Annotated in this window: 25 protein-coding genes; 19 read left to right on the top strand and 6 right to left on the bottom strand. The window is 59.3% G+C overall.

The genetic code is table 11. The features are described 5' to 3' along the window. Window positions 1-46: 46 nt before the first annotated feature. The 10 genes from ACN0SY_RS13335 (at window position 47) to ACN0SY_RS13290 (ending at window position 8,806) form a co-directional block, all read left to right on the top strand. Window positions 47-544, top strand: coding sequence for an NUDIX hydrolase (locus ACN0SY_RS13335; protein WP_417687799.1), 498 nt, complete (start codon window positions 47-49; stop codon window positions 542-544). Continuing rightward, window positions 541-1,548 (top strand): NAD(P)H-dependent glycerol-3-phosphate dehydrogenase, encoded by a 1,008-nt coding sequence (locus tag ACN0SY_RS13330; protein ID WP_417687797.1) that lies wholly within the window; start codon window positions 541-543, stop codon window positions 1,546-1,548. Before ACN0SY_RS13335 ends, ACN0SY_RS13330 begins: the two co-directional genes overlap by 4 nt. Before the next feature lie 39 nt (window positions 1,549-1,587). Then, window positions 1,588-1,878, top strand: a complete 291-nt coding sequence (locus ACN0SY_RS13325; RefSeq protein WP_417687795.1) for a YciI-like protein — start codon at window positions 1,588-1,590, stop codon at window positions 1,876-1,878. Beyond that, a complete protein-coding gene (locus tag ACN0SY_RS13320) occupies window positions 1,879-2,304 on the top strand; it encodes an EVE domain-containing protein (RefSeq protein WP_417687793.1) in 426 nt (141 codons plus the stop codon). Between the two features lie 6 nt (window positions 2,305-2,310). After that, window positions 2,311-2,994 (top strand): class I SAM-dependent methyltransferase, encoded by a 684-nt coding sequence (locus tag ACN0SY_RS13315; RefSeq protein ID WP_417687791.1) that lies wholly within the window; start codon window positions 2,311-2,313, stop codon window positions 2,992-2,994. Window positions 2,995-3,122: 128 nt separating this feature from the next. After that, window positions 3,123-4,295, top strand: coding sequence for a M20 aminoacylase family protein (locus tag ACN0SY_RS13310; protein WP_417687790.1), 1,173 nt, complete (start codon window positions 3,123-3,125; stop codon window positions 4,293-4,295). A 178-nt stretch (window positions 4,296-4,473) separates the two neighbouring features. Further along, on the top strand, window positions 4,474-5,247 hold the full coding sequence (locus ACN0SY_RS13305) for a sulfite exporter TauE/SafE family protein (RefSeq protein WP_417687788.1): 774 nt from the start codon (window positions 4,474-4,476) through the stop codon (window positions 5,245-5,247). A gap of 120 nt (window positions 5,248-5,367) precedes the next feature. After that, entirely contained in the window at window positions 5,368-6,480 is a 1,113-nt protein-coding gene (gene leuB / locus ACN0SY_RS13300; protein WP_417687786.1) for a 3-isopropylmalate dehydrogenase, read from the top strand. A 103-nt stretch (window positions 6,481-6,583) separates the two neighbouring features. Next, window positions 6,584-7,000 (top strand): hypothetical protein, encoded by a 417-nt coding sequence (locus tag ACN0SY_RS13295; protein ID WP_417687784.1) that lies wholly within the window; start codon window positions 6,584-6,586, stop codon window positions 6,998-7,000. Between the two features lie 213 nt (window positions 7,001-7,213). After that, window positions 7,214-8,806 (top strand): putative bifunctional diguanylate cyclase/phosphodiesterase, encoded by a 1,593-nt coding sequence (locus ACN0SY_RS13290; protein ID WP_417687782.1) that lies wholly within the window; start codon window positions 7,214-7,216, stop codon window positions 8,804-8,806. A gap of 81 nt (window positions 8,807-8,887) precedes the next feature. Here the strand turns inward: ACN0SY_RS13290 and ACN0SY_RS13285 are convergent, their stop codons facing one another. Then, a complete protein-coding gene (locus ACN0SY_RS13285) occupies window positions 8,888-11,095 on the bottom strand; it encodes an esterase-like activity of phytase family protein (protein WP_417687780.1) in 2,208 nt (735 codons plus the stop codon). 222 nt (window positions 11,096-11,317) lie between these two features. On the opposite strand from ACN0SY_RS13285, the gene ACN0SY_RS13280 reads away from it, so the two are divergent. The 8 genes from ACN0SY_RS13280 to pqqE all read left to right on the top strand — a co-directional run bounded on the left by ACN0SY_RS13280 (window position 11,318) and on the right by pqqE (window position 17,117). Then, window positions 11,318-11,440, top strand: coding sequence for a hypothetical protein (locus tag ACN0SY_RS13280; protein WP_417687778.1), 123 nt, complete (start codon window positions 11,318-11,320; stop codon window positions 11,438-11,440). Between the two features lie 107 nt (window positions 11,441-11,547). Further along, window positions 11,548-12,582, top strand: coding sequence for an aspartate-semialdehyde dehydrogenase (locus ACN0SY_RS13275; protein WP_417687776.1), 1,035 nt, complete (start codon window positions 11,548-11,550; stop codon window positions 12,580-12,582). Window positions 12,583-12,694: 112 nt separating this feature from the next. Continuing rightward, window positions 12,695-13,588 carry a DMT family transporter gene (locus ACN0SY_RS13270; RefSeq protein ID WP_417687774.1) on the top strand — a complete coding sequence of 298 codons (894 nt, stop codon included), beginning with the start codon at window positions 12,695-12,697 and terminating at the stop codon, window positions 13,586-13,588. A 211-nt stretch (window positions 13,589-13,799) separates the two neighbouring features. Further along, window positions 13,800-13,901, top strand: a complete 102-nt coding sequence (gene pqqA, locus ACN0SY_RS13265; RefSeq protein ID WP_417687772.1) for a pyrroloquinoline quinone precursor peptide PqqA — start codon at window positions 13,800-13,802, stop codon at window positions 13,899-13,901. Window positions 13,902-13,924: 23 nt separating this feature from the next. After that, window positions 13,925-14,872, top strand: coding sequence for a pyrroloquinoline quinone biosynthesis protein PqqB (pqqB, locus tag ACN0SY_RS13260; protein ID WP_417687770.1), 948 nt, complete (start codon window positions 13,925-13,927; stop codon window positions 14,870-14,872). Next, window positions 14,869-15,705 carry a pyrroloquinoline-quinone synthase PqqC gene (pqqC, locus tag ACN0SY_RS13255; RefSeq protein ID WP_417687768.1) on the top strand — a complete coding sequence of 279 codons (837 nt, stop codon included), beginning with the start codon at window positions 14,869-14,871 and terminating at the stop codon, window positions 15,703-15,705. The genes pqqB and pqqC overlap by 4 nt, the downstream gene beginning before the upstream one ends. A gap of 3 nt (window positions 15,706-15,708) precedes the next feature. Continuing rightward, window positions 15,709-16,029, top strand: a complete 321-nt coding sequence (pqqD, locus tag ACN0SY_RS13250) for a pyrroloquinoline quinone biosynthesis peptide chaperone PqqD (protein WP_417687766.1) — start codon at window positions 15,709-15,711, stop codon at window positions 16,027-16,029. Further along, window positions 16,026-17,117, top strand: coding sequence for a pyrroloquinoline quinone biosynthesis protein PqqE (gene pqqE, locus ACN0SY_RS13245; RefSeq protein WP_417687764.1), 1,092 nt, complete (start codon window positions 16,026-16,028; stop codon window positions 17,115-17,117). The genes pqqD and pqqE overlap by 4 nt, the downstream gene beginning before the upstream one ends. Window positions 17,118-17,134: 17 nt before the next feature. On the opposite strand, the gene ACN0SY_RS13240 is transcribed toward pqqE, so the two are convergent. The 4 genes from ACN0SY_RS13240 to ACN0SY_RS13225 form a co-directional block, all read right to left on the bottom strand. After that, entirely contained in the window at window positions 17,135-17,638 is a 504-nt protein-coding gene (locus ACN0SY_RS13240) for a DinB family protein (protein WP_417687762.1), read from the bottom strand. A gap of 54 nt (window positions 17,639-17,692) precedes the next feature. Continuing rightward, entirely contained in the window at window positions 17,693-18,358 is a 666-nt protein-coding gene (locus ACN0SY_RS13235) for a carbonic anhydrase (protein WP_417687943.1), read from the bottom strand. A 94-nt stretch (window positions 18,359-18,452) separates the two neighbouring features. Beyond that, window positions 18,453-18,764: a DUF3240 family protein gene (locus ACN0SY_RS13230; protein ID WP_417687760.1), complete on the bottom strand. Its 312-nt coding sequence runs from the start codon at window positions 18,762-18,764 to the stop codon at window positions 18,453-18,455. A 4-nt stretch (window positions 18,765-18,768) separates the two neighbouring features. Next, entirely contained in the window at window positions 18,769-19,758 is a 990-nt protein-coding gene (locus ACN0SY_RS13225) for a sodium-dependent bicarbonate transport family permease (RefSeq protein WP_417687758.1), read from the bottom strand. 143 nt (window positions 19,759-19,901) lie between these two features. Between ACN0SY_RS13225 and ACN0SY_RS13220 the strand changes: the two genes are divergently transcribed. Beyond that, the gene (locus ACN0SY_RS13220; protein ID WP_417687756.1) at window positions 19,902-20,357 is read left to right on the top strand and encodes a hypothetical protein; all 456 of its coding nucleotides are present in this window, start codon (window positions 19,902-19,904) and stop codon (window positions 20,355-20,357) included. Window positions 20,358-20,467: 110 nt separating this feature from the next. Here the strand turns inward: ACN0SY_RS13220 and typA are convergent, their stop codons facing one another. Continuing rightward, entirely contained in the window at window positions 20,468-22,291 is a 1,824-nt protein-coding gene (gene typA / locus ACN0SY_RS13215; protein WP_417687754.1) for a translational GTPase TypA, read from the bottom strand. Window positions 22,292-22,333 lie beyond the last annotated feature (42 nt).

Below are 22,333 nucleotides of genomic sequence, written 5' to 3'. Positions count from 1 at the left end.
CGATCGAAGTTGCTAGGAAGGGGGCATTCTGCCACCGGATTCGATCATGCAAATCTACCACAAGGCCTATGTCTACCTGACCTGCGGGACGGAGTTGCTCGTGTTCGATGAACCCGACACCCCGGGACTCGGGCTCCAGGTTCCCGGTGGAACGATCGATCCAGGCGAGAGCTACCTGATTGGTGCAAGGCGTGAATTCATCGAGGAAACAGGGCTGAAGCTCGACACGGCATTCGAGCATTTCGCCGATCAGGATATTCCGTTTGAAGAACTCTGTGCGCAAGGCAAGGTGACGGCACCGCCTGACCGCCCGATCAAAGGTCGCCATCTCAGAAAACTCTATCACGCGCAGATCACCGAGCGCCCCGCCGACGAGTGGGAACATTTTGAGATGACCCCCTCCGATGGCGGCTCTCCGATCCGCTTCCGGCTATTCTGGCTTGACCTGCGCGACCCTCGCGCCAACGATCCGTCAAATTTCTTTGCTGAGTTCGGGGCGAATATCGAACCCCTTCGCAAACGACTGGGAGAACTCTCCTTATGAGCGTCTACAACAAGATCGGCGTTGTCGGCGGCGGAGCATGGGGAACGGCCCTTGCCCTGACTGCGGCTCGCGCAGGGCGGAATGTCACCCTGTGGGCACGCGATCCGGGCGTTGTCTCTGACATAAGATCACGGTGCCAGAACCAGCGCTATTTGCCGGGCATCACCTTCGACGAGGAAATCGAAGCAACAACCGACCTGTCGTTGCTGCTGGGCATGGACGCGCTTCTGCTTGTGACCCCCGCACAGACGACCCGCGAAGTAGTACGCACGCTGTCGGGGCTTGGACAATTGACCTTTCCAATAGCGCTTTGCGCGAAGGGCATTGAACGCAGCACCGGCAAACTGCTGTCAGAGGTCGTGAAGGCAGAGGCGCCCGACGCCTGTGTTGCCGTTCTGTCCGGCCCCAGCTTTGCCGACGATGTGGCAAAGGGCCTTCCCACTGCCGTGACCATCGCCGCCGAGACAGCAGATGTTGCAGATGCGCTCTGCGCTGCCATGGCGGCGCCCGCTTTCCGTCCCTATGCCTCGACGGATGTCCCCGGGGCTCAGATCGGCGGTGCCTTGAAGAACGTCTTGGCCATTGCTTGCGGCGCGGTCTATGGGCGCAAGCTGGGAGCAAGCGCGCAGGCAGCGCTCACCGCGCGTGGCTTTGCGGAACTGACCCGCCTCGGCACCGCACTTGGCGCCAAGCAGGAAACCCTCACCGGTCTTTCCGGGCTTGGCGACCTGGTCCTGTCTTGCTCTTCGACCCAATCGCGCAACTTCACCTTCGGCATGCATCTGGGCCAGGGGCACACGGCGAGCGATCTTATCGCCGCCGGTGGCAAACTGGCAGAAGGTGCGCATACGGCAAAAATCGCGGTCGAAGTCGCAAAGCGCCTCAAGATCGAGTTGCCGATCTGCCAAACCGTTGCAGATATGGTCGAGAATGACCTGTCTATCGACAAAGCCCTCATGAAACTCATGTCGCGGCCGTTGAAGTCGGAAACCACACCGTCCTGACGCGGCCATGAACGCTCAGTCCAAAGGAACTGGAACGCGATGCTCTACGCTCTCATCTGTACCGACAAGCCCGGCGCCCTGCAGGTTCGCCTCGACAATCGTCCGGCACACATCGAATTTCTGAAGAGCCTCGGAAATGGCTTGAAAGCGGCGGGACCGTTCCTCGACGACGACGGCAACATGACCGGATCGCTCGTCGTGATCGAAGCCTCCAACCGGGATGAGGCTCTTGCCATTTCGCAGGAAGATCCCTACGCGAAGGCGGATTTGTTCGAGAGCGTTGAAATCCGGCCCTGGAACTGGGTCGTGAAGAACCCGGAGGCAGCGTAAGTGCAGTATTGGCTGATCAAGTCCGAACCGGACAAGTGGTCCTGGGAGCAGCAAAAGGCCAAGGGCGAGGAAGGCGAGCCATGGGACGGCATTCGCAACTACCAGGCCCGCAACAACATGCGTGCCATGGAAATCGGCGACAAGGCGTTCTTCTATCATTCCAATATCGGCAAGGAAGTTGTCGGTGTCGTTGAGGTCTGCAGCGGGATCCATCCGGATCCGAAGACTGACGATCCGCGCTGGGAATGCGTCGACTTCAAAGCTGTCTGCGATATGCCGAAGCCGGTTACCCTCGCCCAGGTCAAGGCGGAGCCGCGCCTTGCCGACATGTCCCTCGTCACATCCATGCGCCTGTCCGTCCAGCCGGTCAAGGAAGAGGAATGGAAGCTCGTCTGCGAGATGGGCGGATTGTCGACCCCGGCCTGACCCCATATGGCTGAGACCAGGATCCTTCCCGCGAGCCGCCGCGCATTCATTCAGGCGGAAACCCGCATAAAGCCAGTGCCACATGCGGAGGAAATCCGCCTGCATCTGGCCGACGAGGCCATGGATCTATGGCAGAAGACCGAGGACGAGTTGGGTGAATTGGGCCTGCCGCCGCCCTTCTGGGCGTTTGCCTGGGCGGGCGGGCAAGCCATTTCCCGGCACGTCCTGGACCATCCTGAACTGGTCGCCGGCAAGAAGGTTCTCGACTTTGCCAGTGGCAGCGGCATCGTCGGTATCGCGGCAATGTTGGCAGGCGCTGCATCTTGCCTGGCGGTTGACGTCGATCCGTTTGCGATCGAGGCAGGCAAGCTCAACGCCGAAATCAATGGTGTTACCATTGCTTTCGAGCAAGGTGACATCACCGACGCCCCATTGCCGACAGCCGACCTCGTGTTCTGTGGCGACGTCTTCTACGACAAGCCCATGGCCGACCGGATCATTGCCTTTCTCGACCGGCTGCTCGCCGACGGTATTCCGGTAATGATCGGGGACCCCGGCCGCTCCTATCTTCCAAGAGAGCGCCTTGAACATCTCGCGACCTACCGTGTTCCTGTCGTGGGAGCTCTAGAAGATGCGGAAGTCAAATCTTCCAGCGTCTACGAGTTCAAAACCAATACCAATTACTCATAGCCCAAAAACACAGCGTGCTGCTTATTTCGGCGCAGCTGCTCTTTCCCTTTCAAATGGTTCGAGTAGGCTTGGGCCTTCAGCAACTCTTCGAGGCGCGGACAGACTGCGCCTTCTTCAAGGAGCTCCAAATGCCGATCGTCAATCGCCTCGCCGATTTTCATGAGGAAATCACCGCCTGGCGCCGGGATTTTCATGAGAACCCGGAAATTCTCTACGAGACCGTTCGTACCGCAGGCCGTGTTGCTGAACTGCTGGAGAGCTTCGGAGTAGACGAAGTCGCCACCGGTATCGGCAGAACCGGTGTCGTCGGCGTGATCAAGGGCCGCAATGGCGGCTCGGGAAAGACGATTGGACTGCGCGCAGACATGGACGCACTTCCGATCGAGGAAATCACCGGCAAGGAATACGCCTCGAAAGTTCCCGGCAAGATGCACGCCTGCGGCCATGACGGCCACACGTCCATGCTGCTTGGCGCGGCGAAGTACCTCGCAGAAACCCGCAATTTCGACGGAACGGTCGTCGTGATCTTCCAGCCGGCCGAGGAAGGTGGCGCCGGCGCCAAGGCGATGATCGATGATGGCCTGATGACCCGCTGGGGAATCGATGAAGTCTATGGCATGCATAACTATCCAGGCATGCCGGTCGGGGAATTCGCGATCCGCAAGGGACCGGTCATGGCCGCAACCGACGAGTTTGCAGTCAAGATTACCGGCCGCGGGGGGCATGCTGCAAAACCGCACCAGACCATCGACCCGATTGTCGCCGGATCCCAGATCGTCACGGCGCTGCAGTCAATTGCCAGCCGCAACACCGATCCGCTCAAGTCGGTTGTCGTCTCGGTGACGGTGTTCGAAGCCGGTAACGCGTTCAACGTCATTCCGCAGGAAGCGACACTGCGCGGTACCGTCCGCACGCTTGACGCTGAAGTCCGCAAACTTGCAGAGGAACGCTTCAAGGCCATCGTGACTTCAATCGCCGAAGGCATGGGCGCCCAGGCGGAGATTGACTACATCCTGGGCTATCCGGTTGTCGTGAACCATGATGAGCAGACAGATTTCGCAGCAGATATCGCCGAGGAAGTCGCCGGCACCGGAAAAGTGAAGCGCGACCTGCCCCCGATGATGGGCGGCGAGGATTTCGCTTATATGCTGGAAGAACGCCCGGGCGCCTTCATCTTCACCGGCAACGGCGACAGCGCCGGCCTGCATCACCCGCTCTATGACTTCAACGACGATGCAATCCCCTATGGCAGCTCGTATTGGGTCAGACTAATCGAAACAGCGTTGCCCGCTGCGGCCTGACGCTTTCTTGACCCCAAGCATTGAAAGGCGCGGCATACCACTGCCGCGCCTTTTCTGTTGCCGGAAGGAAATTCAGTGAGGTCGGCCACTATCCAGAAATCGATATTTTGTATACATATGTATTCAATAAACATCATCGACACCGTATGCACTCGTTGCCTGATCGCTTGACCCCACCATGAATGAGTTTCTGACTGCCCTGCTCCTTCCCGATGGACTGTCACCGGCAATCGTATTGCTGCTGACCGTCGTCAGCTTCGCGACATCCATGCTAACTGCGGCCCTCGGGCTAGGCGGCGGGATAGCGCTGATCGCCGTCATGGCGAACGTGATGCCGACCACAGCACTGGTTCCCGTCCATGGCGTCGTGCAGCTTGGCAGCAACGCGGGCCGCGCTATCGTCCAAATACGCCACGTGGACTGGCAGATCCTGATGTGGTTTGCGGCCGGCGCCGTGTTCGGAGCTGCCGTTGGAGGCTCGATCGCCGTCAACCTTCCAGCCCCCTATTTGCGCCTGGGAATCGCTTGCTTCGTGCTCTGGAGTATCTGGGGCAAGCCGCCCCGCCTCGGCCGTGCGGGTCGCCCTGCAATGGGCATTGCCGGTTTCATTGCGACGCTTCTATCGATGTTCTTCGGCGCGGCCGGCCCGATCGGCGCCAGCGTACTTGCCACTCTTGGATTGACCCGGCACGGCTTTGTCGCCAACCAGGCCATCACCGCGCTCGTGATGCATGTGTTCAAGGTCGTTGCCTTCCGCGTTCTCGGCTTTGCCTTCGCTCCCTGGATCGGTCTTATATTACTGATGATCGTCAGCGGCTTTTTGGGAACTCTTGTCGGCAGCAAGCTCCTTGGGCGCATGGAAGAAGCGACTTTCAAGAAGGGGTTCAAGGCGATCATGACCCTTCTTGCGCTCAACCTGATCTGGCAGGCAGCGCAGGCACTCCTTGCTTGATTGACGTTTTCGCCGCAACGGTTGAGCTCTTTGCAAGCACCGACGCCTTGTCAGATTGCCGGAGAGACGCTAACCCAACGCGATAGAAATTCCGCTAAGAAACTCACGGGACGAACACCCATGGCGACACACAATCTCCTTCTCCTGCCGGGCGACGGCATCGGTCCGGAAATCATGACCGAAGTGAAGAAGGTCATTTCCTGGTTCAACGCCCGTGGCGGCGACACTTTCGAAACCGATGAGGGCCTTGTCGGCGGCTGCGCCTATGACGCGCACGGCCAGGCCATCTCCGAAGAAGACATGGCAAAGGCGATGGCGTCCGACGCCGTTATCTTTGGCGCGGTCGGCGGCCCCAAGTGGGACAGCGTTCCCTATGACGTGCGCCCCGAAGCCGGCCTGCTGCGTCTGCGCAAGGATATGGAGCTCTTCGCCAACCTTCGCCCAGCGATCTGCTACCCGGCCCTCGCCGATGCGTCCTCCCTCAAGAAGGACGTCATCGAAGGTCTCGATATCCTCATCCTTCGTGAGTTGACCGGCGGCGTCTATTTCGGTGAGCCGAAGGAAATCACCGATCTCGGCAACGGCCAGAAGCGCGCCGTCGACACTCAGGTCTACGATACCTACGAAATCGAGCGCATCGCCAAGGCAGCCTTCGAACTGGCCCGGACCCGCAACGGCAAGGTCACGTCGATGGAAAAGCGCAACGTGATGAAGTCCGGCGTGCTTTGGAACGAAGTGGTCACAGCCACCCACAAGAACGGCTACGAGGACGTTCAGCTCGAGCACATGCTGGCAGATGCTGGCGGCATGCAGCTCGTTCGCTGGCCCAAGCAGTTCGACGTCATCGTCACGGACAACCTCTTCGGCGACATGCTCTCCGACGTTGCAGCCATGCTGACCGGTTCGCTCGGCATGCTGCCGTCCGCATCCCTTGGCGCTCCCGACCCCAAGACTGGCAAGCGCAAGGCGCTGTACGAGCCGGTTCACGGCTCCGCACCGGACATTGCCGGCACAGGCGCCGCCAATCCGATCGCAATGATCGCGTCCTTCGGCATGGCTCTGCGCTACTCCTTCGAGTTGGTCGCTGAAGCGGACATGCTCGACAAGGCGATCGCGAACGCTCTGGAAAAGGGCCTGCGCACGAAGGACATCGCAGCTGCCGGCGACAACGTCGTCTCGACGGTGGAGATGGGCGACGCCATCATCGCCGAACTGGACGCACTCGGCGCCTGATCCATTCACGCATTTCGAACAACGGCCGCCGGGGACGCATTCCCTGGCGGCCGTTTTCCGTTATAAGCGCAGCAAGACACCTCAAAAGATCGCAGGCGACATCATGTCCGACAAACTCAGCCCGTTCCTCGGCACCTGGATACTCGATACCGATGCAAGCGACTTCGAGCAGGGCGATCCTCCGAAAAGCGCGACGCTCAGGATCGATGACAATTTCGGCATGGCGGTGTTCACCATGAACCAGGTGGCCGCCGACGGTCAGGTGACGAACGATACGTTCGAGGCATTGCCCGACGGGCCGGAAATCAAGCTTGGCAAGAGCGGCCTTGTCGACGCCATGCGCCTTGTCTTTGACGGATCGGACAATCTCGTCTCCGAAGCACGCAGGGGCGGCCTGACGATCATGAAAGCCGAGAGACGGCTGTCGGACAGCGGCAACACACTGACCGTTACGCAAACAGTTCACCTGGTCGACGTTTCGACCTTCACGAACATTTCCGTTTACCGGAAAGCACAGTAAAATCGGTAATTTCGGCACCGCACTCGATGCCCTAGCCGAGCGGCCTGATGCAACCGACACCTGCATGGCCGCCAGATACATCGCAGAAGCAACCGGTTGAGGCTGTTCGGCGGAAAACTTCGTTAATCAGATTCGGCCGAAGTCGGGCACCACTCCTTCTCTTAAGCAAGCAATAAACACTCGTCTGCTAGCACTTGCCCCAAGGAGAGGTGCATGGCGGAAACTTCGCGCAAAACCATTGTCAAATTCACCGTCGGCGGCGTCCTCTTTGGCACGCTTTTCCCGATCATCGCTGTTCTGTTGGAGTATTATGCCCACAGCGAGGCGGAAGACCCGTTCCCGGTGTATCTGAGCCACAGTCCGATCATGGGCATCGTCATGCTTGCCCCCTTGGTGCTCGGTATCACTTTCCACTTTATCGGGCGTTCGCAAGATGCGCTTCACCGCACGCTGAAGCGGACACAGACAGCAGAACGGGCGCAATGGGATCTTGCCAATTCGGATCCGTTGACCGGACAGGGCAACCGGCACAACCTCATCATGCAGATCCGCCGCGCCATTTCCGAGCAGGCTTGCCGCACACGCCCGGTCTATGTCTTCCTGATCGACCTGGATAACTTCAAGTTCATCAATGATACGCTCGGCCACCATATCGGTGATGCCTTGCTCAAGGCGCTGAGCGAGAGGATCTCCACATTCCTCGGCCCGAACTGCAGACTTTTCCGTCTCGGGGGTGACGAATTCGTAGTCCTTGACGAGACGGCTGGAGATGACCCATCTCACCTTGCGGTTACGATCATCAACTGCATGGCGGAGCCGTTCCAGATCGAGGGAATGAGGGTGGTATCGGGAGGCAGCATCGGCGTAACGTCGCTCCGCCCAACCGACACGGATGAGTCCGATATTCTCTGCCGTGCAGATCTTGCGCTCTACAAGGCTAAGGAAACCTTCGGGAACTCCTATTCTTTCTTTGACGATTCAATGGCGGCCGAAGCCATCTCCAGGATGGCCATAGAGCAGGAATTGCGTCTCGCACTCGAGGGTGGCCACCTCTTCGTCGAATTCCAGCCAATTGTCGACGCTACAACACTGAAGCCGTCAGGCTTCGAAGCTCTCGCGCGCTGGAAGCATCCGGAGCGGGGAACCATTGCTCCAGCAGACTTCATTCCGATTGCCGAAGTCTCCGGGCTGATCATTCAACTCGGCGAGTACATTCTGACACAGGCCTGTATCGAGGCCGCGAAATGGGCGATCCCTCTCAACCTGTCCGTCAACGTTTCTGCCGAGCAGTTCAAGAACCGGCAGTTCTACGATCAGGTTCTGAGAGCACTGGATATTTCCGGACTCGAGCCTGAGCGCTTGCACCTGGAAGTGACAGAGAGCCTCTTCATCCAGGACATCGATCTGGTCTCCCATACATTGGATCGTTTGCGCGAACTGGGTGTGCGGTTCGCACTCGACGACTTCGGAACCGGGTTCTCGAGCATCAACCATCTGCGCAAATTGAAGCTCGATACGCTGAAGCTTGACAGGAGTTTTGCGGAGCGAGCGCTGAACGATCCCAGAGAAGCTGAACTGATCGAGACGATCATAAAAATGGGCCAGGTCTTCAACCTGACCATTACCGTCGAAGGCATCGAGAATCTCGAGCAACTCGAGACAATGCGCCTCAACGGCATCAGCCACCTGCAAGGCTTCTATTTTTCCCACCCGATGTCCTCGGAAACCGTTCGGACGGAATTGGAGGCGCTGAAAGCACAGACAGGCGCTCCCATTCCCATCACACGGCAGGCGACCAGCGGCTAGAAAGTGGTAAGGGCAAACGCCCGGATACAAAGCGTATCCGGGCGCATTCTGGAGATTGAGCCAGTCCTTCTGGCCGGCAATTTACTTCAGGTCGGAGACCTGACCCAGGTGGAACAGCTCGGTCGCTCCTGGAGCGTCATCTACGCCGTCATTATCGGTCACGAGGATCACTTCACCCGATGCCGTAACGGTCAGGCCCTCCGGCTTGTCCAGCACCCAACCATTGGAAGCCTTCAGCTCCGGCAGGATGTCCTTGACCTTCACCTTCTCCACGACCGGCAGCACCGCACCGTAGCCAGCTGGAGCGACACCCTCGAGAGAGATTTTGGTGATCTGCTTGATCGCAGCGAATTCGCCGCCCTGATTGTCGCGTTCCAGGATCAGGAACTCTTCGCCACCAAGAGAAACGATTTCCGACAGGCCGACCCAACCTCCGGCCGGGCTGGCGGGCTTGTCGAGCGGGTAGTGAACGAAGCCCCAGGACTTGTCTGCCGGGTTGTAGATGGCAAGCTTGACCATCCCCTTGGGATCGTCCTTCCACTCGCGCTGCACCGCCACGGCCACCAAGGTCTGTCCGTTCTTTTCGAATTCGGCGACGCCTTCGAAGGAGAAGCGGGCCGACTGGGCGACGAGCGCCTCCGGAAGCGTGATTTCTTCCTCAACCGTACCGTCCCTGGCGACCTTCAGGAGCAGGTGGTTCATCTCCTTGTCGAGGTTGCCCTCCGACGCGACCCAGAAACCTCCGTCCCTGGCGACTGAAATACCTTCAAGATCGTATTTCGGGGTATCCTTGCCGTGCAGGATGACGGCAGACGTGATCTTGGCTGGCGTTGACGAGATATCCAGGGTCAGGACCTTGGCCTTGTCATAGAAGCTGTCGGTGACCGCATAGACCTTGTTGGCGTCAGCCGGGTCAGCCGCCAGCCCTGACAGGGCGCCCCAACCGATCGGCGCGCCGGTTTCCGGGTTCTTTTCGGAGACAACCATCGGATAGGAAGCGCTGTCAGCCCCGAACTCGTAAACGCTGACCTGTGCACGAACGCCATCTTCATCGACTTCATTGGCAACCACGAACAGGTCGCGCGATGGAATGGCAACGGAGCCTTCCGGTCCCACATGGGTCGGCAGGATCTGGACATATTCGGGCTCGGCGCCGGTGTCCTTGTAGACGGCGACAAAGTTTCCACGCTCGGAGTTCACGAAAATATAAGTCTCTCCCCCGAAAGAGCCGACCGTCACACCTTCCGGTTCGGTGCCTTTCTTGGAAGCGCGCTTGGCCGGGTAGTGCCCTGTTTCCATACCCAGGTGCTCCATCTGCGCACCGCTGTCGAAAAGAACATCACCTTTGGTGTTCCAGATGGTAAAGCCGCGCGAACCGCCTTCGTAGTCGCCTTCGTTGGCAGTCACGAAGCGCTCATCGTCAATCCATGCAACTGCGTCCGGCTCACGCTTGACGTTTTCGATGGAACCGCTGGCATCGCTCATGCGCGCCTTGGTCACAGGAATATTCTCCACAGAAGCGGCACCGGCCGAGAAGTTTGCGGTCACTTCGCCAGACGCCAGATCGACGATAGCGATGTGGTTGTTTTCCTGCAGGGTGACGACAGCCTCGTTCCTGGAATTGATGGAAACGAATTCAGGCTCCGGATCGGTCGGGGCGACTTCAGCCAAACCAGTCAGGTCGACGATGCGAACGGCATCACAATTGGTTGGGGCGCCAGTCTCATCGAGATCGAAAATGGCCAGGTGCCCCGCCGGCATCTGCGGGATGACACCGTCGTTCAGGTCTTCGTCACGCTCGTTCTCAATGGCAATAACCACATACTTGCCGTCCGGCGAAGCGGCGACGCTGTCAGGCTGACCCTTAACATCGCACTTGGCGGTGATGCCCATGTCCGCGAGGGCGATCACGGCTAGATGGCCGGTCGGGTTGACGTAATTCTCGCTGGTGTTGACGCCGGCATAGGCAAAGGACTCGCCGACTGAGACCGAGGTCGGCTCACCACTCACGTCAACGCGGCCCTTGAAAGCAAGCGCCGCCGGGTCGGACGCGTCAACGAACACCACGGCACCGGACGGGCTGTCTGTGAACACCAGGGTGTTGCCATCCTTCGTTGCGGAAATGATCTCGGCAGAGGTCGCAGTCGACTGATCGACGCCTTCAGCAAGGGTCTTGTAGACCGGGAAGGTTTCGACCCGCTCGAAGAAGGAGCCTGCGTGAGCGGATCCGGCGGCACCGAGCGTGGCGAAGAGGCTGGCGCCTGCCAGAAAACATTTGCGAAGTGTCATGATCATTCCCTGCTGAAGACGGTATGTCCGGTCAATTCGCGCGCGAAGCTATGGCGGGCAGATGGATCTTCGGTGACAGTTGCTTGAAGTTTTCGTGACGCCTCTCCCGACAAATTGACATTTGCTTTCGAAACGTGATGCCGCGCCGCAACGATCTGTTGTTGACAACGCCGCGCATCCGGGCAAAAAGACCCTCGTTTTGTACGACTTGGAGCCACAGGCATGGCGCGGCTAACCGCCGACATCGCAACGAAGCCGACGACGGTGAAAACCGGCGCCGCTTTCGCATGCGCTGCCGTTGCTCCGACAACCACCGTCAAACCGACTACCAAGACCACCGCTTAACGGTGCTGCTCATCCCGCGCTCCCCGGGGATGGGGGGCGCTGAAAAGCCCGCTGGTCAATCGACCGGACAAGCGGGTTAGGCGGGGAGACGGATGAGGAAATTCAACATGGGTTACAAGATCGCTATTGCGGGCGCCACGGGCAACGTTGGCCGTGAAATGCTTGACATTCTGGCCGAGCGCGGCTTCCCGGCAGACGAAGTCGTCGCGCTTGCGTCGCGCCGTTCCCAGGGCACGGAGGTCTCCTTCGGCGACAAGACGCTGAAGGTTCAGGCCATGGAGAACTACGATTTCTCCGACACCGACATCTGCCTCATGTCCGCTGGCGGCTCCATCTCCAAGGAGTGGGCACCGAAGATCGGCGCCAAGGGCTGTGTCGTGATCGATAACTCGTCCGCTTGGCGCTACGACGCGGACGTGCCGCTGATCGTTCCGGAAGTGAACGCCGACGCGATCGTGGGCTTCTCCAAGAAGAACATCATTGCCAACCCGAATTGCTCCACGGCGCAGCTGGTCGTTGCCCTCAAGCCGCTCCACGACGCTGCAAAGATCAAGCGCGTCGTCGTCTCCACCTACCAGTCGGTTTCCGGCGGTGGCAAGGAAGCGATGGAAGAGCTGTTCAATCAGACCCGGGCCGTATTCGTGAACGATCCGATCGAGCCGAACAAGTTCACCAAGCGCATCGCCTTCAACGTCATCCCGCACATCGACGTGTTCATGGAAGACGGCTACACGAAGGAAGAGTGGAAGGTTCTGGCAGAAACCAAGAAGATGCTGGACCCGGCAATCAAGGTCACCTGCACGGCCGTCCGCGTTCCGGTCTTCATCGGTCATTCGGAATCGGTCAACATCGAGTTCGAGAACGAGATCACCGCCGACGAGGCACGCAACATCCTGCGTGAAGCCCCGGGTTGCCTCGTCATCGACAAGCAGGAAGACGGCGGCTACATCACGCCCTACGAAAGCGCTGGCGAAGATGCGACCTACATTTCCCGCATCCGCGAGGACGCAACGGTCGAGAATGGCCTGAACCTCTGGGTCGTCGCTGACAACCTGCGCAAGGGCGCTGCTCTGAACACCGTTCAGATCGCTGAAGTGCTCGTCAACCGCGGCCTGATCCAACCGAAGAAGGCTGCCGCCTGATCGATCTGATCTCCCGGCCTATCGGGACATAATAAAGCTTTGAAAGACCCGGCGTTCGCGCCGGGTCTTTTGGTTGATACCGTTCGCACAAACAACCCCAGTCCGCCTGACCATGTATCTCTACGAAACCGCCGCAGTGTCGGCAGCCGCACTCTGGGCCCTGACAGGCATCCTTGCAGCCGGTCCGTCACAACACCTGGGCGCCATAGCCTTCAACCGGATGCGAATGGTCATTGTGTTCGTCATGCTTGGCAGCTTCGTGGCGTTTACCGGCACTTGGCGAACCTTGTCGGCTGATATGTTGTTGCCGCTCCTGATGTCCGGCTTCATCGGCATCTTTCTTGGCGATACTGCCCTGTTTCTGACCATGAACCGGCTGGGCCCACGGCGAACGGCCATGCTCTTCTCGCTCAATGCACCATTCTCGGTCGTTCTGGGCTGGATCATCCTCGGCGAAGCCCTGTCGGCCAAGATGCTGCTGGGAATCGCGATAACCCTTGCCGGAGTTGTCCTGTCCATTGCTTTCGGCAAACGCAAATCCCAGCTCCACGTCTGGGAGACCATCAAGGGGCCACTCTGGGTCGGCGTCCTGCTCGGTCTCGCGGCGGCCATGTCTCAATCGGTCGGGTCCCTGGTGGCAAGGCCAATCATGGAGACTGGCGTTGACCCGGTTGCAGCGTCTGCTGTTCGCATAGGCGTTGCTGCCCTTGGCCTCACCCTCCTGATGCAGCTGCCATTTCCAAGGTTCAAGGCCCAGAACCCCGCCACGCTCCCGATAGCAATGCAGGTCGCGCTTACGGGGATCCTCGGCATGGGTATCGGCATGACCCTGATCCTCTTTGCCCTGTCAGGCGGAAAGGTCGGAGTGATCTCGACCCTGTCAGCGACCACACCGGCATTGCAGCTTCCCCTTCTCTGGCTGAGAACCGGCGAAATTCCTGCCGCAGGCGCCTGGATCGGCGCCATCTTGGTAATATGCGGAAGTGCGCTAATCTTTGCGGTCTAGCGCCGCTTGCGCTGCAACGCCGAATTCGGGAATCGGCTCCCTTTATGCAAAGTAATTTGAAGTTGCATCGCAGCATCAGAGGCTTGTTCGTCTTAGCTACCGCAAAATCAAAGATGAGAACCTGACTCAAAATACATACTAAGGTTGCGCCTGATCCCAAAAATCCCCGATGTTAGTATCCTGCTCGATGTCTAGCAGAGGAGGACACGACATGAAAACTTGGACCAAGCCGCAGATGACCGCTGTTGAAGCTGGCTTCGAAGTAACCCGCTACATGCCGGCAGAAATCGGCACCTGCGGTCGTAAGAAGTAATACCGGCGCACGGGAGGTGCCCGGTGAAAATCAGGGTACTTGGTTCGGCAGCCGGAGGCGGCTTCCCCCAGTGGAACTGTAACGCACCTCTGAGCCGAGCCGTGCGCGAGAAAAGGCCCGGCTTTCTCGTTCGAACGCAGTCCAGCATCGCGGCAAGTTCGGACGGGCAAGGCTGGGCTGTTTTCAATGCATCCCCGGATATCCGCGAGCAGATCGCGGCTGCCCCGGAGCTTCAGCCTGCATCCGGCGGGCCCTTGCGGCATACACCGATCAAGGCCGTCGTTCTGACAAACGCCGATGTCGATCATATCGCGGGCCTCTTGTCCCTCCGCGAGCGCGAACCTTTCGTTCTCTATGCCACCAGCCGCGTCCTGAAGACCTTGGCGGCCAACAGCATCTTCAACGTCCTCAATCCTGAAGTCGTCGAGCGCAGGGAATTGCCGCTTGAGGGCGTCACGCATCTGGAAGGTCCGGACGGCCCACTCGGCCTCACAGTTGAAACCTTCACCGTGCCCGGCAAGGTGGCTCTGTTTCTGGAAAACGACAGCGACGAGAACTTCGGGACGGCCCCCGGCGACACTATCGGCATTGCCCTGTCCGAAACGCAGCCTCAACCCCGCAATGGCTACGATCGGACACTCTACTACGTGCCGGGCTGCGCCACGGTTACCGAAGACCTGAAGAAACGCCTCGACGGTGGCGGATGTCTCATGTTCGACGGCACCGTGTTTCACGATTCCGAAATGGCGGACACCGGCGTCGGCGAGAAGACTGGGTCCCGGATGGGACACATGGCGATCAGCGGTCCAGACGGGTCCTTGAGCGCGCTCAGGGGCGTCGACCTGAAACGGCGGATCTTCGTCCATATCAACAATACCAACCCGATCCTCGACCCCACCTCGGATGCGGCCAGGGCGGTCGCCGAGGCCGGCTGGGAGATTGGGTACGACGGAATGGAGTTGACGTTGTGAGTGCTGAGTTGGCCAGATCCATTTCACCTGAAACGCAACCGCGCGTCGGCAGTGGCGTCGCCGCCAATGCCGCCGACGATATCCGCCGCGCAGGCCGTCTTCTGTCTCCCCAGGAGCTTGAAGAGCGTCTGCGCACGGCGGGCTTCGACCGCTACCACATACACCACCCCTTCCATAAACTGATGAACGCCGGGGACCTCACGCTCGCTCAAATGCAGGCCTGGGCGCTGAATCGCTACTGCTACCAGGCCATCATTCCGAAAAAGGACGCGATCATTCTTTCCCGATCGGAGGATCCGGACTTCCGGCGCGAATGGAGAAAGCGCATCGTCGACCACGATGGCGATGAAGACAGCACCAAGGATGGCGGCATCAAGCGTTGGCTGAAACTGGCGGAAGGCCTGGGCCTCGACACGGACATGGTCCGCTCGCGCAGATACGCACTTCCGGCCACCCGTTTCGCGGTCAACGCCTACATCGATCTCGTATCGAACAACTCACTTCTCGTTGCCGTCGCGTCCTCGCTGACAGAACTGTTTTCGCCGGTCGCCATCGGCGAGCGCGTGCCTGCCATGCTCGCCCGCTACGACTACATCACCGAAGATACGATGGCCTACTTCAAGCCTCGCCTGCACCAGGCGCCGCGCGACGCCGAGCATGCCTTGCACCTGGTGACAATCTGGGCAGATACCCCAGACAAGCAGGCCGACGCCGTGGGCGCACTGCTCGCCAAGTGCGACATCCTCTGGGCCATGCTCGATGCACTGTATTTTGCCTATGTCGAACCGGGCGTGATCGCGCCCGGCGCCTTCCGCCCGCCGGAAACGGAGTAGGCTGTGGGCACCGACCGCACACGATCGATCGTATCAGGCGACAGCGTGCCTGAACTGCCGGGCCATGTGCACCTCCGGTTCGACAAGCTGCGCGAAAAATGGGTCGTTCTGGCACCGGAAAAAGTTCTCTGGCCCGATGACATCAGCGCGGACATTCTAGGACGCTGCAGCGGGACTTCGTCCGTCACCGAGATCGTCTCAGGGCTGTCAAAGGACTACAACGCGCCGCCAGATCAGATAATGCCGGATGTGGTCGCCTTCCTGCAGGAGTGGTCGGACCGGCTTCTGGTCAGATGCGACAATTCGAGGGTGGTGAGCCCATGACCACTATCGGCCCGCCCCTCGGTCTGCTGGCGGAACTGACCCATCGTTGCCCGCTTCAATGCGGCTACTGCTCCAATCCGGTGGAACTTCTCAAAGCGAACCGAGAGCTCGACACGGGCACTTGGGTCGACACATTCGAACAGGCCGCGCAACTCGGCATTCTCCAGATCCACCTGTCGGGTGGTGAACCCACCCTGCGACCGGATCTCGACAGGCTTATCGCCTGCCTGAGCGACAATGGGGTTTACACCAACCTGATTACGGCTGCGGTCACGGTCACCCGCGACAAGCTTGAAAGCTACAAACAGGCTGGCCTCGACCATATTCAGGTAAGTTTTCAGGGCGCTCGTCCCGAGACGACTGAACTCGTCGGCCACTACAAGAACGCCCATGTGAAGAAGCGCCAGGTGGCACAGTGGGCGCGCGAACTCGAACTGCCGCTCACCATCAACGCCCCGATCCACAAACTGAATATCGAGGAAGTCCCGGAATTCGTTGAACTCGCGCTGGAACTGGACGCGGAGCGGCTCGAGATCGCCAACGTCCAATATTACGGCTGGGCCTACCTGAATCGCGCGGCCCTGCTGCCGGACTATGATGCAGTCATGCGTCAGGTCGATTATGTCGAACGCATTCGCGAAGAACTGACCGGCATCCTCAATATCGACTTCGTTACGCCAGACTATTACGCCGACTATCCCAAGCCATGCATGGGCGGCTGGGCATCAGATGCATTCATGATCACCCCTGACGGCCACGTTCTTCCCTGCCACGCCGCGCAATCGATCACCTCGCTCTCGTTAGACAAGGTTACAGATAAGCCGCTACGTGATATCTGGGAAACCTCTGAAGCCTTCAACCGCTACCGCGGCTTCGAATGGATGCCGGAACCATGCCGATCCTGTGAGCGCAAGGAGATCGACTTCGGCGGTTGCCGTTGCCAGGCCTTTGCCATGACCGGCGACGCTGCCGCCACCGATCCGACCTGCATCAAGTCACCCTATCACGACCGCCTGCGCGAACTCCCCGCTGCCGAATCGATCCGCAAACGGATGATCGGCGGCGCAAGGGAACTTGAAAAGGCCTGAGTTGCCAGTCGCAGCGTTCAGAGAAGATCGGGCATGAACGGCAGGTCCGTCACGCCGATATCGATGCCAGTCTGACTGAACAACGTCGAAAGCTGCCCCCGGTGATGGGTCTGGTGATTGAACATGTGTGTCACACAAAGCCAGCGCGGACGATATCGGACCGCGCCATCCGCAATCGCCACCCATTCAAGGGTTCCCGCAAGCCAATCAGCCGTCACCTCATCCGTGAAGGCAACAATATCATTCGCGATATCAAGATGCGCCGCCTTCAACGGCTCGTAGTCGTCATAAAGATCAATACCAATGGGCTTGACCTCGTAGGACCTGCCGTTGAACCGTCCGAGCCATGCGCGATCGCCGAACAGAAGATGGTTCAGCGTGGAATGAACCGACTTGAAGAACGCCCCCCGATCTTCTTTCCGCTCTGAATCCGACATCTTGTCTGCGGCAGAATAGACCTTCCCGGTCATCCAGAGATTGTACTGCGCCATGCGTTGGTAAAGCGCCGGGTCAATATGCATTCCAACCTCCCGCGAGATGTCGTCAATCCTTGGCAATATTTTCAAATCGATAGGTCAGTCGCCATCAACGGCGTCCATGTCCGCGACTGCGGTGCTGAAGACTTCGGTATCAGGATCCATGACCCGAAGCTCCCCAGACCCGATATCGAACCAGGCCCCGTGAATCTGAAGCTCTCCTGCCTCGACCTGCTGGTCAACAAACGGAAATGTGCGCAAATTCTTCAGAGATTGACGCACCCCGGCGTATTCCATCGCCAGCTGCGGATCATCCAGGTTGTCGACCGGCATGCAGGCCATCGAAATGGCCGCAGGCTCGAGAAGCTTGATCCAGCGGCCAATGAAATCGCCTTTCAGCGTGGGCGCGTTTGCATTTTCGCGGAACGCCTGAACACCACCGCATTTGGCGTGCCCCATCACGACGATGTGCTTCACCTTGAGCGCGGTCACTGCATACTCGATGGCGGCACTGGTACCGTGCTGACCGTCCGTTGCCTCGAACGGTGGCACAAGATTGGCAACGTTGCGCAGGACAAAGAGCTCACCGGGGCCCGCATGGAAGATCCCTTCAGGCGTGACACGGCTGTCACAACAGGAAATCACCATGACATCAGGCTTCTGGCCGTAAATCGCCAGATGCTCGTGGGTTTCCTTGTACCGGACGAAACCCTTTTGAAGGTAACGGCCGTAGCCGGAGATCAAATCGCTGGGAAAACTCAATATCTTGCCTCCGGAAGCTGGCTTCAGTTCTTTATTCGGTGTGACTTATAGGGAAATTCACACCGACTGCCTAGCTGCCGGGCACCTGACATTCGAACTAGAAACGCTCGGCTCGAAGGACCTCGCAATCGGTCACGCTGATGACGCCGATATGACGCTTCACCAGCGCAAAGGCGGTTTCGAGCAGATGCTCAAGTCTTTCTTCCCTCACAATGCAGATCACCGCGACCATGCCGCCTGCTCGCGAAACCTGACCCTCGCGGCTCCATCGTCCCGACCGGCCACTGCCACCCAGAACCGGTAGAACCGTGAACCCCGTCACACCCGCCTGTTCCAGCGCATCCGTCAGCCGGCCCTCCATCGGAGCCTCAATGATGATCTCGACGCGTTTTGCCTTGTTGGTCTCCATCAGATCAGCTCCCGGCTAGAGTGGCGAGCGTGAGGTACAGCGGCACGCCCAGAGTGAGGTTGAACGGGAATGTAATGCCAAGCGACATGGTCAGGTAGACTGAAGGGTTGGCTTCCGGCAACGCCACACGCATTGCCGCAGGAACTGCGATATAGGACGCGGACGCGGCGAGTGTCATGAACAGCACCGTTCCGCCAACCGACAGCCCGATGACCTGCCCGGCGACAAGACCAAGGAAGCTGCCGAGGATCGGCATCAGGATGCCGAAGGCCACGAGCCCCGGCGTCAGGACGCCCTTGGCACCGCGGAGCCCTCGCCCAGCAACCAGCCCCATGTCGAGGAGGAACAGGCACAATACGCCTTTGAACGGCGAAACGATGAAGCTCTCGATTTCCGCCAGGCCTTCCTTTCCGGTGACGACGCCGATCAGGAACGAGCCGACAAGAAGAACGATAGACCCGTTGAGAAGGATTTCCCGCAACAGGCCACTGTTTTCTGATGCAGTCCCGTCGGAAGACGTCGTGTTGCGCGCTACCAGCCACAGGGCGGACAGGATCGCCGGCGCTTCCATGGCAGCAGCGACCGCCACCATGTAGCCTTCGCTTGTCAGTCCCTGGCTCTGCAGCACCGAGGTCGCCGCAACGAATGTCACGATCGAGATCGATCCGTAATGCCCTGCGACTGCAGCCGCATCGGTCACCGACAGGCGGGTCATAACCTTCAAGAGAGCGAAGGCGATCAGCGGTATTGCGAACGACAGGACAATGCCCGCGGCCAATGTCATGAGCAACCCGGCGTCGACACCATGATCACTGACACTGACGCCGCCCTTATAGCCGATGGCAAAAAGGAGATAGATCGACAGGGCCTTTGCGGCGGCTTCGGGAACACTCAGGTCCGAACGCAGGAACGAAGCCGTCAGGCCGAGGACAAAGAAGAGGATGATGGGCGACAGGAGGTTGTCGCCCGCGAGAGACAGTATCGTTTCGACCATTCCGCGCGCCCCGATATACGTGGAAATACATATTTCCGCCCATATGGACCTTACGGATCGGGCTTTCAATACCGCAACGCGAAAAATCTTTCGCATCGCAGCAAAGGCCCCTCAGCGGCTCATCAGGTGGCGATGTTGACCCGGTGTTCTTCTGGCTCGCCGCCATGATCTTCATAGGCATGGCGTATCTCGCTCGCCACATATGCGCCTTGCCGCTGAACCTGATGGAGTGGAGGGCGGTGCTCTCCTTCACCCGGCTTGAGGTGCCTGAGCGCACGTTCACCGAGGTGCGTATAGGCGCTGACGCCGTCGAGCCGGTGATCCTCTTCCAGATGGGCGATCACAACCGCATCCGGCCCCGCTCGATTTTGAATGGGAACATCAGTGTCGTCTTGGCGCTCTGCGCGGGACTCGTTACTGTTCCGGTTATTCCGCTCCTGTTCCCGGCGTTCGCGGTCGGGCGGATATTCCGTCGCATGCGCCACGACGTGGGCCGCTGGGGGCCTTTCGATCGTCGTTGGCATATCGGCCTCCTGGCCAGCTTTCAAAGCGCAGCCCTTCTGGCCGCTACGTCAGAAAGCGTGACAAGAAAAAGTTAACGAACCTTTACGATTCGTAAACACATTGCCTGGCGTCACCTGCCACGTCCAGACAAAAGAAAAGCGGGCCGAAGCCCGCTTTCCACATTCATGCGATGACCTGCCGTGGATCAGGCGCTTGCCTTGTTGGCAGCGCGCTCTGCACGCTTGCGCTCATGCGGATCCAGAAGCGCCTTGCGCAGACGGATGGACTCCGGCGTCACTTCAACGAGTTCATCGTCAGCAATGTATGAAAGCGCCGCTTCCAGAGTCAGACGGATCGGGGTTGTCAGCTTCACCGCGTCGTCCTTGCCGGCAGACCGGATATTGGTCAGCTGCTTGCCCTTCAGGACATTGACCTCAAGGTCGTTCCCACGGGTGTGCTCACCGATGATCATGCCAGGGTACACCTTCGTGCCCGGATCAATCATCATCGGACCACGATCTTCCAGGTTGAACAGGGCATAAGCTACTGCTTCACCAGAGCCGTTCGACAGCAGGACGCCTGTGTGACGGCCCTGGATCGGGCCCTTGTACGGCTGGTAGCTGTGGAAGAGGCGGTTGAAGATGGCCGAGCCGCGCGTATCGGACATCAGTTCGGCCTGGTAGCCGATAAGCCCGCGCGTCGGCGCATGGAATACAAGGCGCGTGCGACCACCGCCGGACGGCTTCATTTCCAGAAGATCGGCCTTGCGCTCCTGAAGTTTCTGCACGACCGCGCCCGAGAACTCCTCATCCACATCGATGATGACTTCCTCCACGGGCTCGAGGCGGTTGCCCGCATCGTCATACTGATAAACGACGCGCGGACGTCCGACGCCAAGCTCGAAACCTTCGCGGCGCATGTTCTCGATCAGAATCGCAAGCAGGAGTTCGCCACGGCCGGAAACGATGAACGCATCCGGCTCGTCGGTCTCTTCCACCTTCAGGGCAACGTTGCCCTCGGCTTCCTTGAAAAGGCGCTCACGGATGACGCGCGACTGAACCTTGGAACCTTCGGTGCCGGCGAGCGGGCTGTCATTCACGCGGAAAGTCATGGACAGGGTCGGCGGATCGATCGGCTGTGCCTGAAGAGCGTCAGCCACGTCCGGTGAACACAGAGTATCGGCAACGGTTGCCTTGGTCAGGCCAGCAATCGCGACGATGTCACCTGCTTCGCCCTTCTCGATCGGCTGGCGTTCCAGGCCACGGAAAGCAAGGATCTTGGACACGCGGCCATTCTCGACAACCTTGCCATCACGCGACAGGGCCTTGAGCGGCATGTTCGGCACGGCCTGGCCCGAGACGATACGGCCGGTCAGGATGCGACCCAGGAACGGATCGGATTCGATGGTCGTTGCCAGCATCTTGAAAGAGCCAGGCTCGGACTTCGGCGCGTCGACGTTGTCGAGAACCATCTGGAACAGGGCGTCCATGTTTTCTTTCGGCCCATCCGGCTCGGTTGCCATCCACTCCTGCTTGGCGGAACCGTAAAGGACCGGGAAGTCCAGCTGATCTTCATTTGCATCAAGCGATGCAAACAGATCGAAAACCTCGTCGAGAACTTCGTCGGCGCGCTGTTCAGGCTTGTCGATCTTGTTGATCGCAACAATCGGCTTGAGACCGAGCTTGAGGGCCTTGGACAGAACGAACTTGGTCTGAGGCATCGGACCTTCAGCGGCATCCACGAGAAGGATCACGCCGTCAACCATGTGCAGGATACGCTCGACCTCACCGCCGAAGTCGGCGTGGCCCGGGGTGTCCACGATGTTGATACGTGTGTCTTTCCAGACCAGTGACGTGACCTTTGCCAGGATGGTAATCCCGCGCTCACGCTCAATATCGTTGGAATCCATCATGCGCTCTTCGGTCCGCTGGTTGTCGCGGAAAGCGCCGGATTGCTTGAGCAGCACGTCGATGAGGGTCGTTTTGCCATGGTCGACGTGCGCGATGATGGCGATATTGCGGAGGTTCATTTTCAGGCTCCAAAAGACATGCGCGGGCCCTTGGGGCCCGCG

It is taken from the genome of Roseibium sp., from assembly GCF_048261595.1.
In the GTDB taxonomy this organism is placed as follows: Bacteria; Pseudomonadota; Alphaproteobacteria; order Rhizobiales; family Stappiaceae; genus Roseibium.
This window is presented reverse-complemented; position numbering and strand designations above follow the sequence as displayed.